This window comes from Agrobacterium sp. InxBP2, assembly GCF_026191755.1.
In the GTDB taxonomy this organism is placed as follows: domain Bacteria; phylum Pseudomonadota; class Alphaproteobacteria; order Rhizobiales; family Rhizobiaceae; genus Agrobacterium; species Agrobacterium pusense.
Window position 1 is genome coordinate 1 of record NZ_JAINDY010000033.1, and the last position, 21,179, is coordinate 21,179.

Annotated in this window: 22 protein-coding genes; 11 read left to right on the forward strand and 11 right to left on the reverse strand. The window is 60.4% G+C overall.

Translation table 11 applies throughout. The features are described from left to right. Positions 1 to 301 precede the first annotated feature (301 nt). Complete coding sequence (locus tag K7A42_RS17880) at positions 302 to 658, forward strand: DUF1491 family protein (protein WP_045532458.1); 357 nt, start codon at positions 302 to 304, stop codon at positions 656 to 658. A gap of 73 nt (positions 659 to 731) precedes the next feature. Here K7A42_RS17880 and K7A42_RS17885 read toward each other — a convergent pair whose 3' ends face one another. Then, positions 732 to 1,667 carry a DUF2336 domain-containing protein gene (locus K7A42_RS17885; protein WP_282455851.1) on the reverse strand — a complete coding sequence of 312 codons (936 nt, stop codon included), beginning with the start codon at positions 1,665 to 1,667 and terminating at the stop codon, positions 732 to 734. Positions 1,668 to 2,220: 553 nt separating this feature from the next. Between K7A42_RS17885 and K7A42_RS17890 the strand changes: the two genes are divergently transcribed. Further along, positions 2,221 to 2,409, forward strand: coding sequence for a hypothetical protein (locus K7A42_RS17890; RefSeq protein ID WP_004440680.1), 189 nt, complete (start codon positions 2,221 to 2,223; stop codon positions 2,407 to 2,409). 19 nt (positions 2,410 to 2,428) lie between these two features. On the opposite strand, the gene K7A42_RS17895 is transcribed toward K7A42_RS17890, so the two are convergent. From K7A42_RS17895 to K7A42_RS17905, 3 genes are all read right to left on the reverse strand, one after another. Next, on the reverse strand, positions 2,429 to 2,977 hold the full coding sequence (locus K7A42_RS17895) for a membrane protein (protein WP_004440682.1): 549 nt from the start codon (positions 2,975 to 2,977) through the stop codon (positions 2,429 to 2,431). Then, complete coding sequence (locus tag K7A42_RS17900; RefSeq protein ID WP_282455654.1) at positions 2,970 to 3,557, reverse strand: DUF1214 domain-containing protein; 588 nt, start codon at positions 3,555 to 3,557, stop codon at positions 2,970 to 2,972. The genes K7A42_RS17895 and K7A42_RS17900 overlap by 8 nt, the downstream gene beginning before the upstream one ends. A gap of 110 nt (positions 3,558 to 3,667) precedes the next feature. Beyond that, positions 3,668 to 4,276, reverse strand: a complete 609-nt coding sequence (locus K7A42_RS17905) for a LysE/ArgO family amino acid transporter (RefSeq protein WP_072494167.1) — start codon at positions 4,274 to 4,276, stop codon at positions 3,668 to 3,670. 102 nt (positions 4,277 to 4,378) lie between these two features. Between K7A42_RS17905 and K7A42_RS17910 the strand changes: the two genes are divergently transcribed. Continuing rightward, a complete protein-coding gene (locus K7A42_RS17910) occupies positions 4,379 to 5,278 on the forward strand; it encodes a LysR family transcriptional regulator ArgP (protein WP_282455655.1) in 900 nt (299 codons plus the stop codon). A gap of 154 nt (positions 5,279 to 5,432) precedes the next feature. On the opposite strand, the gene K7A42_RS17915 is transcribed toward K7A42_RS17910, so the two are convergent. From K7A42_RS17915 to K7A42_RS17925, 3 genes are all read right to left on the reverse strand, one after another. Continuing rightward, positions 5,433 to 6,728 (reverse strand): serine hydrolase domain-containing protein, encoded by a 1,296-nt coding sequence (locus tag K7A42_RS17915; protein ID WP_282455852.1) that lies wholly within the window; start codon positions 6,726 to 6,728, stop codon positions 5,433 to 5,435. 25 nt (positions 6,729 to 6,753) lie between these two features. Beyond that, positions 6,754 to 8,196 carry an alginate export family protein gene (locus tag K7A42_RS17920; protein WP_282455656.1) on the reverse strand — a complete coding sequence of 481 codons (1,443 nt, stop codon included), beginning with the start codon at positions 8,194 to 8,196 and terminating at the stop codon, positions 6,754 to 6,756. 330 nt (positions 8,197 to 8,526) lie between these two features. Next, entirely contained in the window at positions 8,527 to 10,719 is a 2,193-nt protein-coding gene (locus K7A42_RS17925; RefSeq protein ID WP_282455657.1) for a transglycosylase domain-containing protein, read from the reverse strand. Between the two features lie 253 nt (positions 10,720 to 10,972). Here K7A42_RS17925 and K7A42_RS17930 point away from each other — a divergent pair, with 253 nt between their 5' ends. From K7A42_RS17930 to K7A42_RS17960, 7 genes are all read left to right on the forward strand, one after another. Next, positions 10,973 to 11,452 carry a YcgN family cysteine cluster protein gene (locus K7A42_RS17930; RefSeq protein WP_003497144.1) on the forward strand — a complete coding sequence of 160 codons (480 nt, stop codon included), beginning with the start codon at positions 10,973 to 10,975 and terminating at the stop codon, positions 11,450 to 11,452. 170 nt (positions 11,453 to 11,622) lie between these two features. Then, on the forward strand, positions 11,623 to 12,447 hold the full coding sequence (gene blaOXA, locus K7A42_RS17935) for a class D beta-lactamase (protein ID WP_037091572.1): 825 nt from the start codon (positions 11,623 to 11,625) through the stop codon (positions 12,445 to 12,447). Positions 12,448 to 12,481: 34 nt separating this feature from the next. Next, positions 12,482 to 13,090: a class I SAM-dependent methyltransferase gene (locus K7A42_RS17940; RefSeq protein WP_282455658.1), complete on the forward strand. Its 609-nt coding sequence runs from the start codon at positions 12,482 to 12,484 to the stop codon at positions 13,088 to 13,090. A gap of 67 nt (positions 13,091 to 13,157) precedes the next feature. Further along, positions 13,158 to 13,538, forward strand: coding sequence for a YkvA family protein (locus K7A42_RS17945; protein WP_004440697.1), 381 nt, complete (start codon positions 13,158 to 13,160; stop codon positions 13,536 to 13,538). Positions 13,539 to 13,587: 49 nt separating this feature from the next. Then, positions 13,588 to 16,173, forward strand: coding sequence for a heavy metal translocating P-type ATPase (locus tag K7A42_RS17950; protein ID WP_282455659.1), 2,586 nt, complete (start codon positions 13,588 to 13,590; stop codon positions 16,171 to 16,173). Further along, a complete protein-coding gene (gene cueR / locus K7A42_RS17955; RefSeq protein ID WP_004440702.1) occupies positions 16,170 to 16,592 on the forward strand; it encodes a Cu(I)-responsive transcriptional regulator in 423 nt (140 codons plus the stop codon). Before K7A42_RS17950 ends, cueR begins: the two co-directional genes overlap by 4 nt. A 46-nt stretch (positions 16,593 to 16,638) precedes the next feature. Next, a complete protein-coding gene (locus K7A42_RS17960; protein WP_006700082.1) occupies positions 16,639 to 16,839 on the forward strand; it encodes a heavy-metal-associated domain-containing protein in 201 nt (66 codons plus the stop codon). A gap of 48 nt (positions 16,840 to 16,887) precedes the next feature. Here K7A42_RS17960 and K7A42_RS17965 read toward each other — a convergent pair whose 3' ends face one another. After that, entirely contained in the window at positions 16,888 to 17,190 is a 303-nt protein-coding gene (locus tag K7A42_RS17965; RefSeq protein ID WP_156779252.1) for a hypothetical protein, read from the reverse strand. 35 nt (positions 17,191 to 17,225) lie between these two features. Continuing rightward, the gene (locus K7A42_RS17970) at positions 17,226 to 17,474 is read right to left on the reverse strand and encodes a hypothetical protein (RefSeq protein WP_004440706.1); all 249 of its coding nucleotides are present in this window, start codon (positions 17,472 to 17,474) and stop codon (positions 17,226 to 17,228) included. Positions 17,475 to 17,650: 176 nt separating this feature from the next. Between K7A42_RS17970 and K7A42_RS17975 the strand changes: the two genes are divergently transcribed. Then, positions 17,651 to 19,036: an MFS transporter gene (locus K7A42_RS17975; protein WP_282455853.1), complete on the forward strand. Its 1,386-nt coding sequence runs from the start codon at positions 17,651 to 17,653 to the stop codon at positions 19,034 to 19,036. Positions 19,037 to 19,055: 19 nt separating this feature from the next. Here K7A42_RS17975 and K7A42_RS17980 read toward each other — a convergent pair whose 3' ends face one another. Together K7A42_RS17980 and K7A42_RS17985 are read right to left on the reverse strand one after the other, a co-directional pair. Further along, a complete protein-coding gene (locus K7A42_RS17980; protein ID WP_282455660.1) occupies positions 19,056 to 19,229 on the reverse strand; it encodes a hypothetical protein in 174 nt (57 codons plus the stop codon). Between the two features lie 72 nt (positions 19,230 to 19,301). Continuing rightward, on the reverse strand, positions 19,302 to 21,020 hold the full coding sequence (locus tag K7A42_RS17985) for a glycoside hydrolase family 32 protein (protein ID WP_004440712.1): 1,719 nt from the start codon (positions 21,018 to 21,020) through the stop codon (positions 19,302 to 19,304). Between the last annotated feature and the right edge of the window lie 159 nt (positions 21,021 to 21,179).

Consider the following 21,179-nt stretch of genomic DNA (forward strand, 5'->3'; position numbering starts at 1 on the left):
GCTGCCTAGGTGGGTGGGGTTTCGATGTTGATTTTTAAGCTGACGAAGGTGTGCGTGGCTTTACCCCCCTCTGCCCTGCCGGGCATCTCCCCCTCAAGGGGGGAGATCGGCAGGAGGCGCTACCACCACTTCATTCGCAAGTGTTGAGATGGGCGAGACTTATCCGCTTGCCGATCTCCCCCCTTGAGGGGGAGATGCCCGGCAGGGCAGAGGGGGGTAAAGCCACGCACACCTTCGTCAGCTTAAAAATCAACATCGAAACCCCACCCACCTAGGCAGCGCAAAAATCGAAAGCAAACCCATGCGCCTCAAATCCGAAATGTTCGTCTCAGCCCTCATCCGCCGCGTCTTTGCTGCCGGTGGATTTGCCGCTGTCGAAAAGAAGGGTGCGGAGGAGGCGGGCGCTATCTTCGTTCGCCAGCGGCTGCGTGACGGCCGCGAGAACCTCTATGGACCCGCCCCGCAAAGTTTCGCTGAGGACGAGGACATCATCCGCGCCGAGCGCCGTTTCGAAACGCGTCTGGCCGGTGTCGAGGGCGAGGAAAGTGCTGCCTTGCTGGAAAGGGAGCGGCGGTTCGACAGCGACCTGTGGGTCGTGGAGATCGAAACCGATGACATCGGAACGTTGCTGACGCTGGTGGATCAGCCCAAAGCCTAGAACCAGGGAAAGTGGAATCCGGTTCTCCATCCGCGAATGACCTCGCACTACTGAAGATGCAAGGCCAGCCCGCTTAACCCTGCGTCCCGGTTCTCTGCGCAGCCGGTGCGCTACGGCTCGGCCGTTCGCGGCCATGTGTATAGCTGTCGGCCCGCCGCCAGCTTTCCAGCCGCTCTTCGCATTCCACGGTGTTGAGACGGTCAAGCAGGGCTTCCGCCCGGCTCATATCGCCTTCCGCGGCGGAAAGATGCGGATAGAAGCACTGCAAGACGAAGGCGGCCTCGGAAAATTCCATGCCGAGGCCGGTCAGCGTGGTGGCAAGCTGCGTGCCCGATATATCGAGCATGATGCGCTCCGACAGCCAGTAGCTGGAGGAGAGGGAATCTGCCAGCGCCACCGCGAACTGCCGCGCATTGCGTTCGCGGGCAAAACGTACCAGCAGCGCGTCCTGCACCTCGCTGAGGCGGCGAAGGCCGAGGACATCGCTTTCCGGGCGGTTGAGATGGCGCGCCATCTGCTTGATCCGCTGGCGCATTTCCTCTTCGAGCGCGGAAGCCGCGGCGATGTTGTCCGTCTTCACTTCCGCCTTCGGCGCTTCGATGCTCACCGCTGCCGGCGGTTCAGTGGCAGGCGTTTCCTCTTGCGGTTGCTTGAGGTCTTCGATGTGCCGCAGGCCCACGAGCGCGTCGATGACGGTGGGGGAGAGGTCCTCCCGCCGGACGATGGCGCGTGCGTGGGCGGCCCCTTGCGTGCGGGCAATGGTGATGAGCGTGTCGTCGTCGAGGCACTTCGAGGCAATCAGGAAAGGAGCCGCAAGCGAAATCGGCTGGCAGGCAATGAAGAAGGCAACCGCGGAAGGCACGTTCGGGTGCTGCGAAAGGGCGGCAATTGCCTCCCGCTTGGCTTCATCGGTGGAGGCATTAAAAAGCGGCATGAAAAGTTCGGCGAATTGCCGGAGATCCGTTTTTGACGGAAGAGGAACATTCTCGAAATTCGTCACGGTGGCCATCAGCACCACATCTTTCTTCCTCACGGCTCTTGGCCTCTCAAGTTCTCGAAACCGGTCGGTCAACGCACTACCCAACAAACGCAAACACAATATCGGTTCAATTTAGAGCAAATCCGTTGACGTCCTGTTAACTATGGGTGCCGCCAAGAGAGAAACCGCCAATATCAACAGGCAAATTTTAAAATCGTGTGGTGGGGAAAATGCCGCGGAACTTTGCGGCCTCGCCTTTGTTTTCAACGGGTGTGGCTCGGCAAAGGAGAAAACGCCACGCGGTCATTAGGGTTAACGGATCATTAACCTCTGTCTGTTTGTAATTTCATGGGCAGTATTAGGATTCCATGTTATTCTGAAATCCGGAATAAGAGCCGAACCGGCGTCTGATGCCTGAATGTCCGCATAGCCCAGCGTTAAAACCCGCGATGGTTTTCAGGGATATGCGAAAACCAGCCTGTGGGCTGGATTATGCGCAATGTGATGGTGATGAAATTCCCGACGCAAGACGAGGCTTGCGCGGTTCCCATGGGCAACATTGACTCCCGAAGAGGAGAAGAGCATGGCAGACATTATTCCACTTGTTGACGCCCGACGAAGCCTGCGTCCCGCAGGCGTGGTCAGCACGATGATCGGCCCCGCGAAAGTGGTTCTGTTCACCGGCGTTCGTTATGAGAAACGCGACAGCGAGCCGGCAGGCAAGGTTGCGCGCAAGGGCAAATCCGCACCGGAAACCGCCTTGAAATCCTGATTAATAAAATAAGCCGCCGTTATTTCCACGGCGTCGGCTGGCACTTTGCCTCGTTCAGGAACCGTTCCGCCTCTTCGCCGAAACTCGGCTGCGGTACGAGGGTCCTCAAAACCACATATCCTTCCGTCTGATCCGATTCCGCCAGAATTGCCTGTGAAAGCGCGGGCGGTTGCGCCTTGCGGATGGCGGCGATCTGCACCGCATCTGCCACCAGAATATCCATGACGCCGGCGGCGGATGTGCGGTCATTCATGCTGAACACCTCGTTCGAGGCCTTGTCGTAAACCGCGACGGACCAGAAGGGCACGGCCCCGATGGCGGTCAGCCGGATCGGCTGTTCCTCAATATTGAAGGTGCATACGGCCACCCGCATGAAGGGATCGCCGCTGCCCAGCGTCTTTTTTTCCGTCGTTTCTTCAAGCAGATGGAACAGGTGCGGTTTTCCTTCCGCCACTGCCCGCGTATAGGCGTCGCGATTGCTGAAGTGCGGTATCGCCAGGAGAATGATGACGTGCAGCACGGCCGCGCCGACGAGACCGGTGACGATGGCGAGCAGGACCCTAAGCATTGCCACACCCCAGCTTGCGGATCTGCGGCATGGAAATGTCGATCAGGCCGGAACTGCCGGCCACAGGCGTGTCGAGCAGGGTCAGGACGAGCTTGAAGGTCTGTCCCTGAGGCACCGCGAGCCAGTTATAGGTCTGGGCATCCGGAGCAATGGTGATGTCTATGCCGCCATCGGCGCTGCGCAGAAGCGTGCGGGAATTGAGCGCGAATGGTCGTCCGGCATCCTCAGCCAGCACATTGCCCTGTTGATCGGCGGTGTAAAGCGTCCAGAAACGTGCTGGTGGCACAGCCCCGGCCAGCCGGTAGCTGCATTCGCCGCTCAGGCGCTGGCCCTCGCTGTCGACGGACGCGGTGAAGGCCAGCCCCTCCGCCGTTCCGTAAAGCAGCTTGCCGGCGTCAGCGCGGTGCGACTTGGCATAAGGATCGGCCTCGATCGTCTGCGCTTCCGGAAACGCGTCCCAGGAACCGATACGGATCGAACCGAAACCGGAGGTCGCTTCAAGTGCCGCGAGCGTTGCGGCAATACCGCCGCCAAAGGCGATCAGAAGGGCGATGCCGACAAGGAATGGAACTCGGAACACGCTGTTTTCCCGTTTATGAACAGGTCGAGGACTATCACTGATTCCCTGTTTGGAAAATGGCGCGGCTTGTTTAGTCCTCGTGAAAGTGACTGGAGCGCGAAATTCCTGGCCTATGCGCCCATGACGAGCTTGAAGGCGATGGCCCACATGGTGATGGCGATGAAGCCTTCGAGGATGCGCCAGGCGGAAGGTTTTTCGAAGATCGGTCGCAGCCAGCGCGCTCCGTAGCCCAGCGAAAAGAAGAACAGCAGCGAGCCGGTGGCCGCCCCTGCGGCAAAGGTCTTTTCAAAGCCGGGAAACTGCGTGGAAATCGTGCCGAGCAGCACGACCGTGTCGAGATAGACATGCGGATTGAGGAAGGTGAGGGCCAGGCAGATGGCCAGCGTCTGCCACAGGCTCGCTTCCCGTCGCTCGGCCACTGACAGCGCTTCCGACGAACGCAAAGCCGAGTGCAGGCTTTTGGCACCATACCAGATGAGGAAGGCGGCGCCGGCATAACGCATGATGGGATCAAGCGCCGGCATGATGGCGCTGATCCGCTGGAAACCGAACACGCCGACGGTGATCAGCAGCGCATCCGATATCGCACAAGTGGCGCAGACGGCAAACACATGCGAGCGCGCCAGCCCCTGTTTCAGCACAAAGGCATTCTGCGCGCCGATGGCGACGATGAGACTGAGGCCCATGGTGAGGCCGGTAAAGAAGATCTGGATGTCCACGCCGCTACCGCTTTTTGTCGAAATGATATGAAGCAGGGCTTGGATATTTCTCCATGACGGATTAATCAAATTAAACGATCTCAGTCAGGATAAGAACTACTAATGCTGGACTATCCCGCAATGCGCGCTGCGGCGCTGGTTGTTCAGACCGGCAGCTTTGAAAAGGCGGCGCAGGCACTGCATGTCACGCCATCGGCCGTTTCCCAGCGTGTCAAGCAACTGGAGGAGCGGCTGGGCGTGGTGTTGATCGTGCGCGGTAACCCCTGCGTTGCAACGGAAAAGGGTGAGTGGCTCTGCCGTCACATGGATCACGTCGGCATGCTGGAAAGCGAATTGTTCCGCCAGCTACCGGCCTTGGCGGAAGCGGGAGCGGCGCAGGAGCGGGTGACGCTCAACATCGCCACCAATGCCGACAGTCTGGGCACATGGTTTCTGGATGCGGTGTCGAAATTCACCGGTAGCAGCGATTATCTCGTTAATATCGCCGTCGACGATCAGGATCACACGGTGGAATGGCTGCGCGCGGGCAGGGTGCTCGCCGCCGTGACCGCCCATGACAAGCCGGTGCAGGGGTGCCGGGTAACGCCGCTCGGTGTACTCAGATATCACGCGACCGCCAGCCCGGATTTCATGACCCGCCATTTTGCCGAAGGGGTAACATCAGCGACGCTCGCCTGCGCGCCGGGCTTGACCTTCAACCAGAAGGACCGGCTGCAGGCGAGCTGGGTAAGGGAGGTGCTGGGTGAAGACATTACCTACCCGACGCACTGGTTGCCTTCGACCGATGGATTTGTGAAGGCGAGCCTTGCCGGCATGGGCTGGGGGCTCAATCCGGTTCAATTGGTGGGGGAGCATTTGCAGGCAGGGCGGCTGATGGAGGTCGTTCCCGGCACGCCGCTCGATATCCCGCTCTATTGGCAGGTCAACCGGCTTGCGGCGGAAAGGCTGGCGGGGTTGACAGATATGGTGGTGGGGACGGCTAGGGCGACGTTGTTGGTGTGAGGCATCGCGGAGCGTGGAGCTTGCGGCTTACCCCCTCTGTCCTGCCGGGCATCTCCCCACCTGTGGGGGAGATGCCCAGCAGGGCAGAGGGAGTAAAGCCACACCCACCGACAGAAAACTTCAGTCGATTCGCACCGGCTTCACCGCCTCGCCCTCACTGCTTCCCCGTCTGTTCCATCAAATAACGCGCCACAGCCTCATAAGCCGGTAACGATGTCGCGTCGTTGGCGGCGTTGCTCGCGACGGGGTGCGAGGAAAAGCGGGCAATAACCATTTCGGCGGCGGGATCGACATAGATCGCCTGGCCGTGCACCCCACGCGCCATGAAAGCGCCGTTGGCATTGTGGGTGATCCACCACATGGCGCGATAGCTCCAACCCCGCAACGCCGGATATCCGCCTTTTGCGAAAACCGCCTTGTCGCCGCCTTGACGGATGGCGTCGATCGCCTTTTGGGGAATGAGCCGCTCGCCGCCCATCATACCGCCGTCGAGTAGCAGCTGGCCGATGCGCGCCATGTCGCGCAGGCCGGCATTCAGCCCGCCGCCGGCAAAAGGCGTGCCGGTGGAATCGACGGTGTAATAGGCGTCCTGTTCGGCGCCCATCCGGCTCCAGATGCGCTCGGAAAGCAGCTTTGCCACCGATTTTCCCGAGGCGCGGGCAATGATCCAGCCAAGCGCATCGCTGTTGATGGTCTTGTACCCGAAGGCGGAACCGTGTTCTTCCTGCTTCACCACCGTCTTCAGATAATCGAAATAGCTGCGAGGGCCTTCGTAACCCTCGGGCTTGGGAAGCGGATTGCCGGCGGCGGAATATGTCCATACGTCGGCATTAGGATCGGCGTAGTCCTCGCTGTAACGCAGGCCGGTCGTCATATCCAGCACCTGCCGGATCGTCGCATCGCCGAACGCGCTTTTTTCAAGTTCGGGAACGACGGTCGCGACTTTGGCATTCTCGTCCAGCGTCCCTTCGGCCACCAGCATCTCGCCCAGAAGCCCGGTCAGCGATTTCGTTACCGACATCGCCCCGTGCTGCCCCGTATCGTTGAGGCAGCCGGAGTAGCGCTCATAGACAAGCACTCCCTTGTGCAGCACGACGATGCCATCGGTATAGTTGGCCGATAGCGATTGCAGCCAGGTCATGTCCTGCTCACCGCCGGTCGGGCGGAAGGTCACGGCGTCGATGGCGGGGTCGGGCTTGCGCTCAAGGGCCGCTGGCGCGCCGAGCCCACGGCTGACATTGACCGTCGGCATCAGCTCGCGGAAGTGGCACACTGTCCAGCGCAATTTCGGAAAATTGAAATAGTCGCTGTCCGAAAAGCGGATGATCTTGTCTTCCGGCGGCGGAAAGCCCTGCATCCAGCCGAGCTTCAGCGGGTCCGACTGCTCGGCTGAAAGCGGCACGGCTTGCTGACTGGCAGCGGCATAGGGGTAAGCCAGAACAGGCACCATGGCTGCAAGAAGGACGGGCAGGGTTCTAGAAATTGACGATGACATTGACGAAACCTCCAAGCCAGTTCGGCGAATGCTCTGCCGTCAGGGAATCCATGCCCTTGCCAGGGAATGAAATGCTGACGCCGGCGGTAAGATAGGTATTGGCATTGATGATGCGCGAATATTCCAGATAGAGATCATCGGCGAGATGGCGGTTGCCGACGCCCGCAACGGGGGTGGGCGTGCCGTCAATGTCGTCGAGCCGCGTGCCCTGGCCGAACTGGATAGGGCTATCCAACTCGTTGGCGCGGATATGCGCGTAACGCAGCGTCCACGTATCGGCCTGCGTTGGCTTCACCTGCAGGCTGATCTGATGCGCATTGACGTTCGAATTCAGGAACATCATGGAAGATTTCGTGCCCGTCGACCATGCACTCGGATTGCCCTCGTAATACAGCGGATCGAAGCGTTCGAGACGCGAGGTTGAAGGATCGTCGCCGGAGAAGGTCTGAAAGCTGTAGGCGATCGTCGGCATCCATGAAATATCTTCGAAAGCATAGCCGATCTGGGCGCGGCCGCCCCAGGCTGCAAGGTCGATGTCGGGATTCCATTGATAGGCGATATCGCCGCCGATGAAAAATCCCGGCAATGGCACATCGAACGGATTGGTACGGGTATAGGCGTTGATGAAGCTCAAGCCCTCGCGCGCACCCGGCACGATCACCGGTGCGCCGCGGCCGCCAGGCGCGGCCCGGGGGTAAGGCGAGCCGGATTCCGGCACATGGCCGAATGTAACGCCGAAATATCGACCCTCTTGCGGTTCATAACGCAGATCCGTTCCCACGATCTTCGTTCCGCTGTCCTTGTCGGATAATTCATTCGCGTCGATGAAAAAGGCCGTGGCCGTCAGGTCATCCTTGCCGAGCCGGAGGATCGCCGCCTGCTCCCAAGCCTTTCTCGGCCCTAGTTTCAACGCGCCACGCTCAAAACCGCTTGATCCGCCATTGGCAATCAGCATGCCCGTTCCCGTCTTGAACGGACGCGGCCCCAGGGAGATATCGAAGAACGGGCCGCTCTCCGCCTTCGAGCGCAGGCCGAGATAGCCGTCTTCGAGTGTCACGGCGCCCGTGCCACCGGCATCGAAGGCGTCGGTGCCGAGCGTGCCGGAGGCAACGGCCGAGATTTTTCCATAGACCTGAAGCCGGTCGCCGGCGTCGGCGGTAAAACCGATGCCGGGCATCAAATAGCCCTCAAGCCAGCGCGTGTCGCTGTCGAAGCCGGCGTCCGGCGCAAATCGATCGGCAAAGTTCCAGAACAGGTTCTGTTCGGCAACGGCATTGATGCCGGCTTGAAAATACAGGCGCAATTCAAAACCCGGCTCGTCGATCAGCAGCATGGGGTCCTGCGCATGTGCCGCATCCGCTGCAAACCACAGTCCGGCGAGGAGAGCAACCGCCGCCGCGCGCGTTTCCGCCGCATCATTCATGCCGTCCTCCGGGGCGCGCTGTTATCGCACAAGAGATAACCGCACCCACTTAGACATGAATTGACTGGCTAGGTCCATTCAATCTTGGAGTGTAGAAACAATATTGAGGAATATTACGTCTTTAAAGGCTCGGATAAAGGCAGCTTGCGTAAAATACTATTATATTATTCGCAGGCAGGAGAAGCCTGGATTGGTTTCGCACCTCATTTTCGTCGATGGCAGATCGACCATCCCGGTCATGGAGGCAACCAGAGATTGTTTAAACGTGCAGGATTCCGCCTGTTATTCCTTCTAAAGTTTCACGATACCTTATAAGTATCCCGAAACGCCCTAACGCCGCGCGGCTTCGTCTTTGCTATCTCGGATGGCGGCATCCGCCACCTTCTGCGTCGTCACATTCAGCGCCGTGGCTTCCTTCATCTTCCGCCCGATGGAGCGGATTACAAGTGTCGCCTCGGCCGAGAGCGAACGGGGACGGGTGAGGGCCGGCAGGGCGGGTGTGCTGCTGGCTGCGGCTGCCACTTCCGCAGAAGGCTGCGGTCGGGCGCCGGTCGGCAGCGGGTTCTGGATGCCGGGGATGGGGCGCAGCTCCATGCCCTGATGGGCATAGTCCATCAGCCGCTTGAAGGTCATGGCGGGCAGCGCACCGCCGGTCATGTTGTTCATCGGCGTGAAATCGTCGTTACCGAACCAGACGGCGGTGGTGTAGTTGCCGGTAAAGCCCACATACCAGGCATCGCGATAGGCCTGTGAAGTGCCGGTCTTGCCGCCGGAAACGATGCCATTGTCAAGCGCACCGCGCCGCGCCGTACCCATCACGGGAATGGTCACCAGCATCTGGTTCATCTTCGAATTGGCGTCTACGGACAGCACGCGTTTGGCGGGCGGCTCGTCATGGCTGAAATCGTAGAGAACATTGCCCTCGTAATCCAGCACCTGCTCGATGCCGTGGCGGCGCGACTGCATGCCGTCAGCCGGGAAAACGGCATAGGCGGTGGCCTGATCCAGTACCGTCACTTCCGATGTGCCGAGCGGGATGGTCTTGTCGCTGCGCAGCGGCGTGGCGACACCCATCGCCTTGGCGGTATCGACGATGACCTGCGTGCCGAGCACGTCCTTGGCGAGCCGGACCGGCACGGTATTGTAGGACTTGGCGAGCGCCATCTGCAGCGTCACCTTACCCGCATAGGAGCGGCCGTAATTCTGCGGCGACCAGCCGCGCCATGTTACCGGCGCGTCGGAAATCAGCGTTTCCGGCTTCATGCCTTTTTCCATGGCGGCCGAATAGGTATAGACCTTGAAGGAGGAACCCGGCTGGCGCAGCGCCGCCGTGGCGCGGTTGAACTGGCTTTCGCCATAGTCGCGGCCGCCCACCATGGCGCGCACGCCACCGCCATTTTCGATCATCACCATCGCGCCCTGCTTGACGCGATACCCTTCGCCGAGTTCGCGCAGGCCCATTTCCATCGCCTGTTCGGCCGCCTGCTGCAGGCCGGTGTCGATGGTGGTGCGGACGACGACGGTGTGATCCTTGAACTTGCCCGCGGCGGCCAGCCGCTGCACTTCGTCAAAAGCCCAGTCGAGGAAATAATCCGGCGCCTTCACGTCTTCGCGGTCGATGACGGTGGCGGGGTTGCGGCGCGCGCCGACCACCTGCCCCTCGGTCATCAGCCCGCTCTGCACGAGGTTGGAAAGCACGGTGTTCGCGCGGGCACGCGCCGCCGGAAGGTTGACATGCGGTGCATATTTCGCTGGCGCCTTGAAAAGCCCGGCCAGAATGGCGGATTCCGAAAGCGTCACGTCGGTGAGGTTCTTGCCGAAATAAAACTGCGCGGCCGCAGCAGCACCAAAGGTGCCGCCGCCCATATAGGCGCGGTCGAGATAAAGGCTCAAAATTTCCTTCTTCGACATGTTGGTCTCGAGCCACAGCGCGAGGAAGGCTTCCTTGATCTTGCGCTCCAGCGAGCGTTCATTGGTGAGGAAGAGGTTCTTGGCGAGCTGCTGCGTCAGCGTCGAGCCGCCCTGCACCACGCCGCCGGCGCGGGCGTTTTCGCTCATGGCGCGGGCAAGGCCGATGAAATCGATACCGAAATGGTCGAAAAAGCGCCGGTCTTCGGTCGCCAGCACCGCCTTGATGAAATGATCAGGCATCTGGTCGATCGGCACGCTGTCTTCATGGATGATGCCGCGATGACCGATGGTGTTGCCGTATCGGTCGAGGAAGGTGACTGCGAAGTCACCGCGATAACGCCAGTCCTTCTTGGTTTCCTCGAAAGCGGGCATGGCAAGCGCCAGAAGCACGACCGATCCCGCCGTTCCAAAGGTCAGCGCGTCGCAGGTGAGATTGACGAGGAGCTTCTTCCAGCCGCGGACATGCAGCTTGCGGGAGGCGATGGTGACATCTTCCCAGAAATCCACCAGCCTTGCCGCAGCCGTCCACAGGCCGGAGTCGATGAAGCTATCGATCCGGAGCAGGATATGCCGTTTTTTGCGGCCTTTTTTATCGTCTTTTTCTTCCTGCACCTGGCGATATTTCCTGTTTAAGGCAATGCGACCGTCGATATTCTGCGCTTCAACCCATTCCCGACGCAAAACCGTGGCATGGTTATGTCGGAAGTGCTTGACGTGGCGGCCTTTCGCGGGCCAATGACCCCTTCGCCGCCTGCCAATATGCTAAAATATCGTACAAACCAGCCCTTGGCGATACGATATAAAGGATTAGGGACCGGTTAAACACTCCCGTCCAAGAGATCAAAATGAAACGGAAATGTTAACGATGAATGACGCGCCGTTCTGGAAAACCAAATCGCTGACCGAGATGACCGGCGAGGAATGGGAAAGCCTGTGCGACGGCTGCGGATTGTGCTGTCTCAACAAGCTGGAGGACTGGGACACCGGCGAAGTGGTGTTCACCTCCGTCCGCTGCGTGCTGCTCGACGGCGAGAGCTGTCGATGCTCGGATTACGAGAACCGCCGTGCCACCGTGCCTGATTGTATCCAGCTTGACCTGAAGAAGGTTCACGAGATCGGCTGGCTGCCGCCCACCTGCGCCTATGCGCTGGTGCGCGATGGCAAGGATCTCTACTGGTGGCATTATCTCGTCTCCGGCGATACCGAAACAGTGCATCAGGCCGGCATTTCCGCGCGCGGCCGCACCGTCAGCGAGGCCGATGTGGATGTTGACGACTTCGAGGATTATGTGGTCGACTGGCCGCTGACGGTCGGCGAAAGGGCGGGAGAAAAGGAGCGGACGTGATGAAAAACGGCAATTTTCGTTTTGGTCCTATTCCTGCCCCATCAGCCTCCTAAAGGCATGTCATCCGAAAACGTGTCACGGTTTCGGGCTATGACTTGTCTGAAATCAAAGACAGCTTCCGGCCATTCCGGCAATTGATCCGCAAAAGCGGACGAGGGACATCAAAACGCATGCGCTACCGGCTGCCCGCCATCTTTCTTTCATGCCTTGCCCTTCCGGGGCTCCTGCCGTTTTCCGCTGACGCCCAGCAACAGCCCCAGGCCTTCGAATGCACGCTGGTCACATCAATCGAGACCGGCGCCATCATCAACCAGCAGGGCGCCTGCGACCAGCGGGTGGCGCCAGCCTCCACCTTCAAGGTGCCGCTGGCGCTGATCGGTTACGATGCCGGTATTCTCCAGGATGAAAAATCGCCCGCCTGGGACTGGAAACCTGGCACGGAGGCGCGCGCCGCCGACCGCAAGACGGTCGACCCGACCATCTGGGAGCAGGATTCGGTGCTGTGGTATTCGCGCGAGATCACCCGCCGCCTCGGCCCGGAAAAATTCGCCGCCTATGTGAAGCGTCTCGGTTACGGTAATGCCGATGTATCGGGCGAGCCTGGCAAAAACAATGGACTCACCCATTCCTGGCTGGGGGCGTCGCTCACCATCTCGCCGGTGGAGCAGGTCGGTTTCCTTCGCCGGTTGCTTGCCGGCAATCTGCCTTTCTCCCGCGATGCGCAGGCCAAGACGCGCGCCATCGTACCGGTCTTCGATGCGCCGGAAAGCTGGGCCGTGCACGGCAAGACCGGAACCGGCTACATGCGTGACGAAAAGGGCAATCCCGACCGCAACCGCCCCTTCGGCTGGTTCGTCGGCTGGGCAGAGCGTGAAGGCCAGCACATCGTCTTCGCAAGGCTGCGTGTTTCCGACAAGCCGTCAAACGAGCCGCTCGGCCCCGCCGTGCGCGATGCCTTCCTGCGCGATATCCCGCGGCTGGCGGTGCATCGGTAGGCGACGGCCCTCACACGGGAAAGGACATCAACATATGTCGGATGCCTCTCGCGATGTCATCAAGCTCTATACCAAGCACGGTGCTGATTTTGACAATCAGCGCGGTCGTTCCCTTGTCGAAAAACCCTGGCTGGACAGGTTCACCTCGCTATTGCCCGATGGCGGCTCCATTCTCGATATCGGCTGCGGTTCGGGGGAGCCGATCGCTGGCTATTTGATTGCCAACGGTTATGACGTCACCGGCATGGATGCCTCGCTGCCGCTGATCGAACTTTGCCGCAGCCGCTTTCCGGAAAAACTCTGGGTGGTTGCCGATATGCGCGAACTGGCCCTCGGCCGCCGTTTCGATGGGCTGATTGCCTGGCACAGCTTTTTTCACCTGTGTCCCGAGGATCAGCGCCGGATGTTCGGTATCTTCCGCCAGCATGCCAATGAAGGTGCGGCCCTGATGTTCACTGCCGGGCCAGTGCAAGGCGAAGCAATCGGTACCCTTCAGGGCAAGCCACTTTATCACGCCAGCCTCGCAGGTGAAGATTACGAAGGCCTTTTGGCCACGCATGGATTCCGGCTTCTGGATCAGGTCGTCAACGATCCGCAATGCGGCGGGGCAACGATTTATCTCGCCAGGCGGATCGTATCATAGAGACCATTGCATAGTCCCCGGGGATCACGCATAGGATCGACAGGCCGGATATTTCAGGGACTTTCCCATGCTCGAAAAGCTCAAGCGATGGGCGAAATCCATCAAGCGTGACGTTCACGCCCTTTATCTTGCCGCACGCGATCCACGCACGCCGCTTCTGGCCAAAGTGGTGGCGATGCTGGTCGCCGCCTATGCGCTTTCACCAATCGATCTCATCCCGGATTTCATTCCCGTCATCGGTTATCTCGACGATCTGGTCATCGTCCCGCTCGGCATCCTCCTTGCGGTGCGTCTTGTGCCGCCGCCACTGCTGGCGGAGCATCGATTGACGGCCGCGGCCGCGCAATCCCGTCCCGTCAGCCGCGTGGCTGCTGCCATATTCATAGCCCTGTGGCTGGCGGCGTCGTTCACGATTTTGTTTGCGGCAAAAAATTTCTTCTTCCCTTGACCTTCCCATCATGGGAAGCCCTACATAGGGTCTCGAAAGGGGATTTCCCATGAACGAGACAGTCAGACACGCCCATCCAAATCAACCGGTTTCCATTCCCGTGGAAGGCATGACCTGCGCTTCCTGCGTGCGGCGGGTGGAAACGGCCGCGGCCAAGGTGCCCGGCGTCATGTCGAGTTCCGTGAACTTCGCCACGAAGAAGCTTACGGTCGAGCCGGCTGAAGGTTTCTCAGCCAAAACGCTTGGCGCTGCCATCAAGAAGGTGGGTTACGATATTGCACCGGATCGGCATGAATTTACCGTCGAAGGTCTGCACAGCGACGCGGATGCGGCGCGATTGAAGGCTGTTCTGGAAGCTGTCGCAACCACCATTAACGCCACTGTCGATACCGCAGCCGGCAAGGCCGCCGTGGAGACGATCGGCGGCCGGCGTGAACGGGACGCGCTGGTGGAAACGGCGAAACTTGCCGGCTTTGCATTGGCGACGCCAAAGCTGCACGACCATTCCTCCCATCAATCCCACAACAGGCACGAGGGGCATCACCACGGCCACAGCCAGATGGCGACGGCCGGTGAAAGTGGCGGCCATGACCATATGCACCATGCGGGCGAAGAGGGCGCGCTGAAACGCGACCTGACGATCGCCGCCATCCTGACGGCACCGCTTTTCGTGCTGGAAATGGGCGGCCATCTCTATGAGCCGATGCACCACTGGCTGATGGGCATCATCGACACGCAGAACCTCTATTATATCTATTTCGTGCTGGCGACGGCGGTGATTTTCGGACCGGGTCTGCGCTTCCTCAAGACCGGTTTTCCGGCCCTGCTGCGCGGCGCGCCGGAAATGAACTCGCTGGTGGCGCTGGGCGTTACTGCCGCCTATCTCTATTCCGTCGTGGCGACCTTCGCGCCCGGCCTGCTGCCGGCAGAGGCGCAGTTCGTCTATTATGAAGCGGCAACGGTCATCGTGACGCTGATCCTGACCGGACGGCTTCTCGAAGCGCGCGCCAGCGGCCGCACCGGAGACGCCATCCGCAAGCTGATGAGCCTGCAGGCGAAGACCGCCCGTGTAGAGCGCGATGGTGCCACCATCGATATTTCTCCTGACGATCTGGTGATGGGCGATATCGTCGTCATCCGTCCCGGCGAGAGGCTGGCGGTGGATGGCGAAGTTGTCGAAGGCTCGTCCTATGTCGATGAATCCATGATTTCAGGCGAACCGGTGCCGGTTGAAAAGACGGTCGGCGCTGCGGTCGTTGGCGGCACCATCAACAAGACCGGGGCCTTCAAGTTCAAGGCGACCAAGGTGGGCGCCGATACCATGCTGTCGCAGATCATCCGCATGGTGGAGGAGGCGCAGGGCTCCAAGCTGCCGATCCAGCTGCTGGTCGACCGGGTTACCGCGCTGTTCGTGCCCGTCGTCATTGCGATTGCGGTGCTGACCTTTATCGTCTGGGCGATTTTCGGTCCCGAACCTGCCTATACATTCGCGCTGGTCAATGCGGTGGCCGTACTCATCATCGCCTGCCCATGTGCCATGGGTCTTGCCACGCCGACTTCCATCATGGTCGGCACCGGTCGGGCAGCGGAGCTGGGCGTACTGTTCCGCAAGGGACAGGCCCTGCAGGAACTGCGCTCGGCTGAGATCGTCGTGGTCGACAAGACCGGCACCGTCACCAAGGGCCGCCCGGAACTGACCGATCTCGTGGTTGCGGAAGGATTTGTCGATAACGACGTGCTGGCGCTGGTCGCCGCCGTCGAGGGCCGCTCGGAACATCCGATTGCCGAAGCCATCGTCCGGGCTGCGGAGGAAAAGAAGGTGGCGACCCATGCAGGACTTGAACCCCCAACCGTCGAGAACTTCGAAAGCGTGACGGGTTACGGTATCGCCGCCACCGTCAATGGCCGCAAGGTCGAGGTCGGTGCGGATCGGTACATGGCCAAACTCGGCCATTCCGTCGATATTTTCGCCGAAGCTGCCGCAAGGCTGGGCGACGAAGGCAAGACGCCGCTTTATGCCGCGATCGACGGCAGGCTGGCGGCTGCGATCGCCGTCGCCGATCCGCTGAAACCGTCAAGTGTCACCGCCATCAAGGCGTTGCAGGCGATGGGCATCGAAGTGGCTATGGTGACGGGCGACAATGAGCGTACGGCAAACGCCATAGCCCGGCAGGTCGGTATTTCCCGCGTGGTGGCGGAAGTGCTGCCTGATGGCAAGGTAAAGGCGATCCATGAGATGCGGGCAGGCGGCAAGGTGCTGGCTTTCGTCGGCGATGGCATCAATGATGCGCCGGCACTGGCGGAGGCCGATATCGGCATTGCCGTCGGCACCGGCACGGATGTCGCCATCGAAAGCGCTGACGTGGTGCTGGTTGGCGGCGATCTTCTTGGCGCGGTCAACGCCATCGAGATGAGCCGCGCGACCATGCGCAACATCAAGGAAAACCTGTTCTGGGCCTTTGGTTACAACGTGGCGCTGATACCGGTTGCGGCGGGCGTGCTTTATCCGTCTTTCGGCATCACGCTGTCGCCGATGATCGGTGCGGGGGCGATGGCGCTGTCCAGCGTCTTTGTTCTCGCCAATGCACTGCGGTTGAAACGGGCGAAGGTCGCTCATCGGGAGGTGAAATCGTGAATATCGGCCAGGCATCGGAGGCATCGGGCGTTTCCGCCAAGATGATCCGTTATTATGAGCAGATCGGCCTCATCACCCCCGCCGCGCGCACCGGTAATAATTACCGCGTCTATGGAGAGCAGGATGTCCATAACCTGCGCTTCATCAAACGGGCGCGCACGCTCGGTTTTTCGCTGGAGGAAACCGAGACGCTGCTGAAACTCTGGCAGGACAAGAGCCGTGAGAGTTCGGCGGTAAAGGAAATCGCGCTCGTCCACATCGCCGATCTCGAACAGAAGATCGCCGAGATGAAGAGCATGGTGAAAACCCTCTCCCATCTCGCCCATTGCTGCGGCGGCGACCACCGGCCCGATTGCCCCATCCTCGACGATCTCGCGGGTGCCGACAAGACAGACAGCAAGCCCGCCAGAACCCACTGAAAGAATGCCGGTGCGAAAATATCGGCGCCGACCAATAGGAGAAATCATGACCCCAACCACCTTCCTCATCCCGGACATGACCTGCGGCCATTGCGAAAAGACCCTGCGCGGCGCACTTTCGGACGTCCTCCCCGACGCCGCCGTCAATATCGATCTTTCCACGCATAGGCTCACGGTAACGGGTGACGCCGCAACCGCGGAGGAAGCAATCCGCGAGGCCGGTTACTCGCCTGAACGGGCGGGCTGACGCACGTCGTTCCTGGAATGAAAAGGAAAGATATGCTGCTGAGTAGCATCATTTTTCCTTTGAAGGCAGAACTCCAATGTCCGTCTCGACCATCTCATTCAATCCTATCGCGGCCTTGGCGACACGCTGCCGGAGGCATTCGAGCGGGCGGTCCTGCGCATCGGCGCTATTGAGGCGGATATGCAAACCCTCGGCAAGGCACCGTTTCGCGGGACATTGATGCCTGAACTTTTGCCCGGCCTTCGTCGGGTCGCAAAAAATCAGGCGATCTTTCATTTCGATGTTGATGACGGCGAGAAGACATTGCGTGTTCTCGCCATCTTCTTCGGTGGGCAGGATCATCAGCGCCACATGTTGAAACGCCTCGTATCCGGCCTGACAAGCGGTTAAACCTCGTCGAACGCCCCGCCCTCGCGCGAGGGATTGCGGTTGATCACCCGTTCCTCCGCATCGTCGGGCAGGGCCTCGTCGCTTTCCTGATAGGGGTCGTCCTCGCTCTCGGCCTCTTCTTCCTCGATTTCCTGCTCGATGAATTGAGGAATTTCTCCCTTGGCGGGGAGGGCGTCGATGTCGAGGTCGAGCAGGTCTTCATCCATGGCGTCTTCGTTCGAGGGCAGGATTTTTTTGCGGTCCATGACGGTATCCTTTCTATCGGTTATTCGGCAAACGAGCGGAAACGCGCAGGGTTCCTGTCGCCTGCGAATTCCCTCGGATTGAATGGCGCGAAAAAGCTGTCTTGACCTCAATGGCGCTTGAGGTTCTAGTTTGCCCGCCGTATCGCGAAAATCGAAAGGATGCGGCTTTGACGAGTATGGAAATGACGGAGAAAAACGGCTGGGGTGAATTGTTGAGCGGGACCAATCTCTCGCTTTTAACCGTCATCTCCTCCGGTATCGGCCTGCACGCTTTCAACCAGTTCGCGGTCGTCACGGCTTTGCCGGTGGCCGTGAATGAAATCGGCGGAGCGGCCTTTTATAGCTGGGCCTACAGCCTCTATTTCGTCGGTTCCGTCGCTGGCGGCGTCACCGCCGTGCTGTTTCGCGAACGTTTCGGCGCGCGCACGGTCCTGCTGCTGTGCTGCCTGATCTTTTCTCTGGGTTCCATCCTTTCGGCAATCGCCGACGACTTCTTGTGGGTCGTCGTCGGTCGCGCCTTGCAGGGTCTGGCGGACGGGTTGATCGTTGCCGTGTGCTACAGCCTCATTCCCGCCGGTTTCCGCTCTGGCCTGTTGCCGAAGGTCTTTGCCATCGAGGCGGCGATCTGGGCGGTCGCCTCGTTCATCGGCCCGCTCACAGGCGGTTTCGCAACCGAACATATCTCCTGGCGCGCCACCTTCCTGTTGTCGGCCCCCCTGATTCTGTTGCTCGTGGCCTATACCGCCATCGCCGTCTCCGCCGAGCGACCGGTGGTGACGATGCGCAGGCCGCTGGTGCCGCTGGCGCTCTGCCTCGTCGGCGCATTGGCGTTTTCCGCTCCCTCTGCCTTCGAGGATGCGAGCCTGCGCGCCCTGTCCCTGCTGGCGGGTGCAGCACTCCTGTGGGCCTCGCTCCGCGCGGGCACACGGCCTTCCGTTGGATTGTTTCCGAAGGATTCCTTTCAGTTGAAGACGGTGCTCGGCAGCGGCTTCTGGGTGTTGTTCCTGATGTCCTACGCCCACGCTCTCGGCAGCGTCTATCTGGCCTATGTCGCCATCAATCTCTGGCGTCATGAACCCACCTTCGCCGGTTTTATCGTGGTAACGATGCCGCTCGCCTGGAGCCTGGTGGCGATGCTGATTGGTAGCCTGCGCTCCGATCGCCTGCGCGAGGTTTGCCTGCATTACGGCCCGTATCAGATGGTGCCGGGCTGCATTTTGCTCGGGCTCGGGCTTTCGACCGGCAGTTCGGTCGAAATGCTGCTTGGGCAAATCCTGATAGGATCGGCTTTCGGCATGTCATGGGCCGGTATCAGCCAGGCGGCCATGGAAGCCGCACCGGAGGAGGAACGCAAGATGACGGGCGCTCTGCTCCCCACGGTCGCGACACTGGGAGCCGCCGCCGGTGCGGGTGCAAGCGGCACCGTGGCCGCTGCGACCGATCTGGTGACGCAAATCGATCGGGCAGACGTGACGATGCCGATGATGTATCTTTACGGACTTGGTGTCGTGGTGTCGCTGCTGGCGATCTTCACGGCAAGGGGGCTGCGCGGCGAGCGCTAGCGCCCCCGCCGCGGCCTGGTCAGGACTGGGTAGTGGCGATGGTGATCGCCGTCAGATAGACCACAAAGGCCATGACGGCGATCGCGCCGATGACGATGACGATACCCTTTCCGGCGCGCTTCTTCTCGGTCTTGTTCTCGTTGGGTTCCGTCGGAAACAGGATGGGATCGCTGGTGTCGCGGATTTTGGTCATGCCGTTTCTCCTTTCGGCGGAATTTTTCGGGTGTCTCTCGTCTATCAACCACCCAATCCGCCAAAAGGTTCCTTAGGGACGCAGCGCCCAGGTCGTGGCGTGGACCACCGCCCCGGGCTCGGCCTTCAAAAGAGCGGCGCGCACGGGCTCGAAGCCCTCGATGCGTTTCGTGCCGACATACCGTCCGCGATTGGCAAAAACCTCCATGGAGCCGTAATCCAGAAAGATACGGACGCGCGAGGCCCTTGCGCCTTTGGCAATGTAATGTGGGGAGGGGCCCTCCCGCCCATCCTCGTGGCGGATCCAGAGGCCCGTTTCGTCGCTGACGAGGCCGAGCGTGACCGTCGGGTGATCAAGCGCGAGTTCGAAGGGCACCCCCGGCGACGCAAGCTCGATCAATATCTCCACTGCGCCGTTGATGAAGGTGACGCGCTCGCCGGCCGCAAGCCGGGTGCGGTCGAGAATGTGGCTGCGCAGGCTTTCGGCCGCGCCGATGGGTGGGGTCAGAAGCTCGCCATTCACATAAGTGATCCGGCGTGGTAACGTCATGGAGGTGGGGAAATCGATCTCGGGATTGGCGTCGGCCCAATTGGCCAGCCAGCCGATGCCGATGATGCTATCCCCGTCCAGAAAGGCCTGAAACGCATAATTATCGGTGCCGAAATCGAGCTCCTGACCGGATTCCTTGGTGAAGACCTTGCCGTCGAACCAGCCCACATCGGCCATTGTCAGGTTCTTGCGGCCTGTCTCGGGGTCTTCCGAGTGCATCAGTCCGTAGATCAGCACCCAGCGCGTGGAACGGGCATTGGCGGGGCCATCGAGCGGCAGCAGGCAGGGGCATTCGATGGCTGTGGTTTTATAACGCGTTTCCACCCAAAGCTTGCCCACATAGGTCCAGCCGGAAGCAGCCGTGGGGTCGAGCGTTTCGTAAAGCAGGATGACACCGCCGCCCTCGCTCTGGCTGCCGAGCACCATTTTCCATAAGCCATCGGGACCGCGAAAGACGTAAGGATCGCGGAAATCCGGCGTCAGCCCCTGTCCGTCCGGACGATGGCCCAGAATGACGTCTGCCTGCCCTGCCATGATGAGATCGGACGAGGTGGCGGTGAGCTGTATCTGCTGTTCGGGAATGCGGTCCTGCACCTGCTCGGTGAAGAACACGCGGATGCCGGTGCCTTCCACCAGCGGAATGGTGGAGCCGGAATAGGCGCCGCCGCGCTTGTCCGGCCGGGTGGTCAGGTCTTCTGACGGAAAAAGGAAGATCGGCAGATGCCGCCAGCGAAGATAATCGGAGGAGACAGCATGTCCCCAATGCATGGTGTTCCACCGCAGCCCGTGCGAATAATGCTGATAAAACAGATGCGGACGGCCCTCGAAGCGGCCAAAGCCGTTCGGATCATTCATCCAGCCGAAGGGCGGGCGGAAGTGGTAGCTGCCGGGAAGTTCCGGCGCGGCATTGTCAGGCTTGGTATGGACAACCGTGATGCCGGTTTCGAGCACATCCGATGCCGTGAACCAATAAATCACCGAAACGGCGGTGGTGACCGTGTCGTAACTCAGCTCCACATGGCCGCCGCCAAAAACCTGATAGATCCGAAACCCGTACTCTTCGGTGTTGACGCTTGAAACTTCAGCGAATTTTCCGTTTTGATTGGAGAAGGAAACCGCACCCGGCTCGCCGGCTTTTTTTGCCTTCAGCCAGACATGAAAGGTGGCGTTGACGGGCAGATCGGTGTGAATGGTACGGATGGCGCTTTCCGGTTCGGCGGTTACGGCTTCAACGACGGTCATTGCTTTTCCTTTCCTTTCGGCATTCTGCGGGTCAAGCATAGGAACGATGATGGCGATGGAAAGTTCATTGCGCAAAATTGAATGAGGCGAAGGAGCGGAGCTTCGGCATTTATCGCTCGCATCCGCCGCCCTCCGGCCCCATATAGAGGCAAAGCAGGG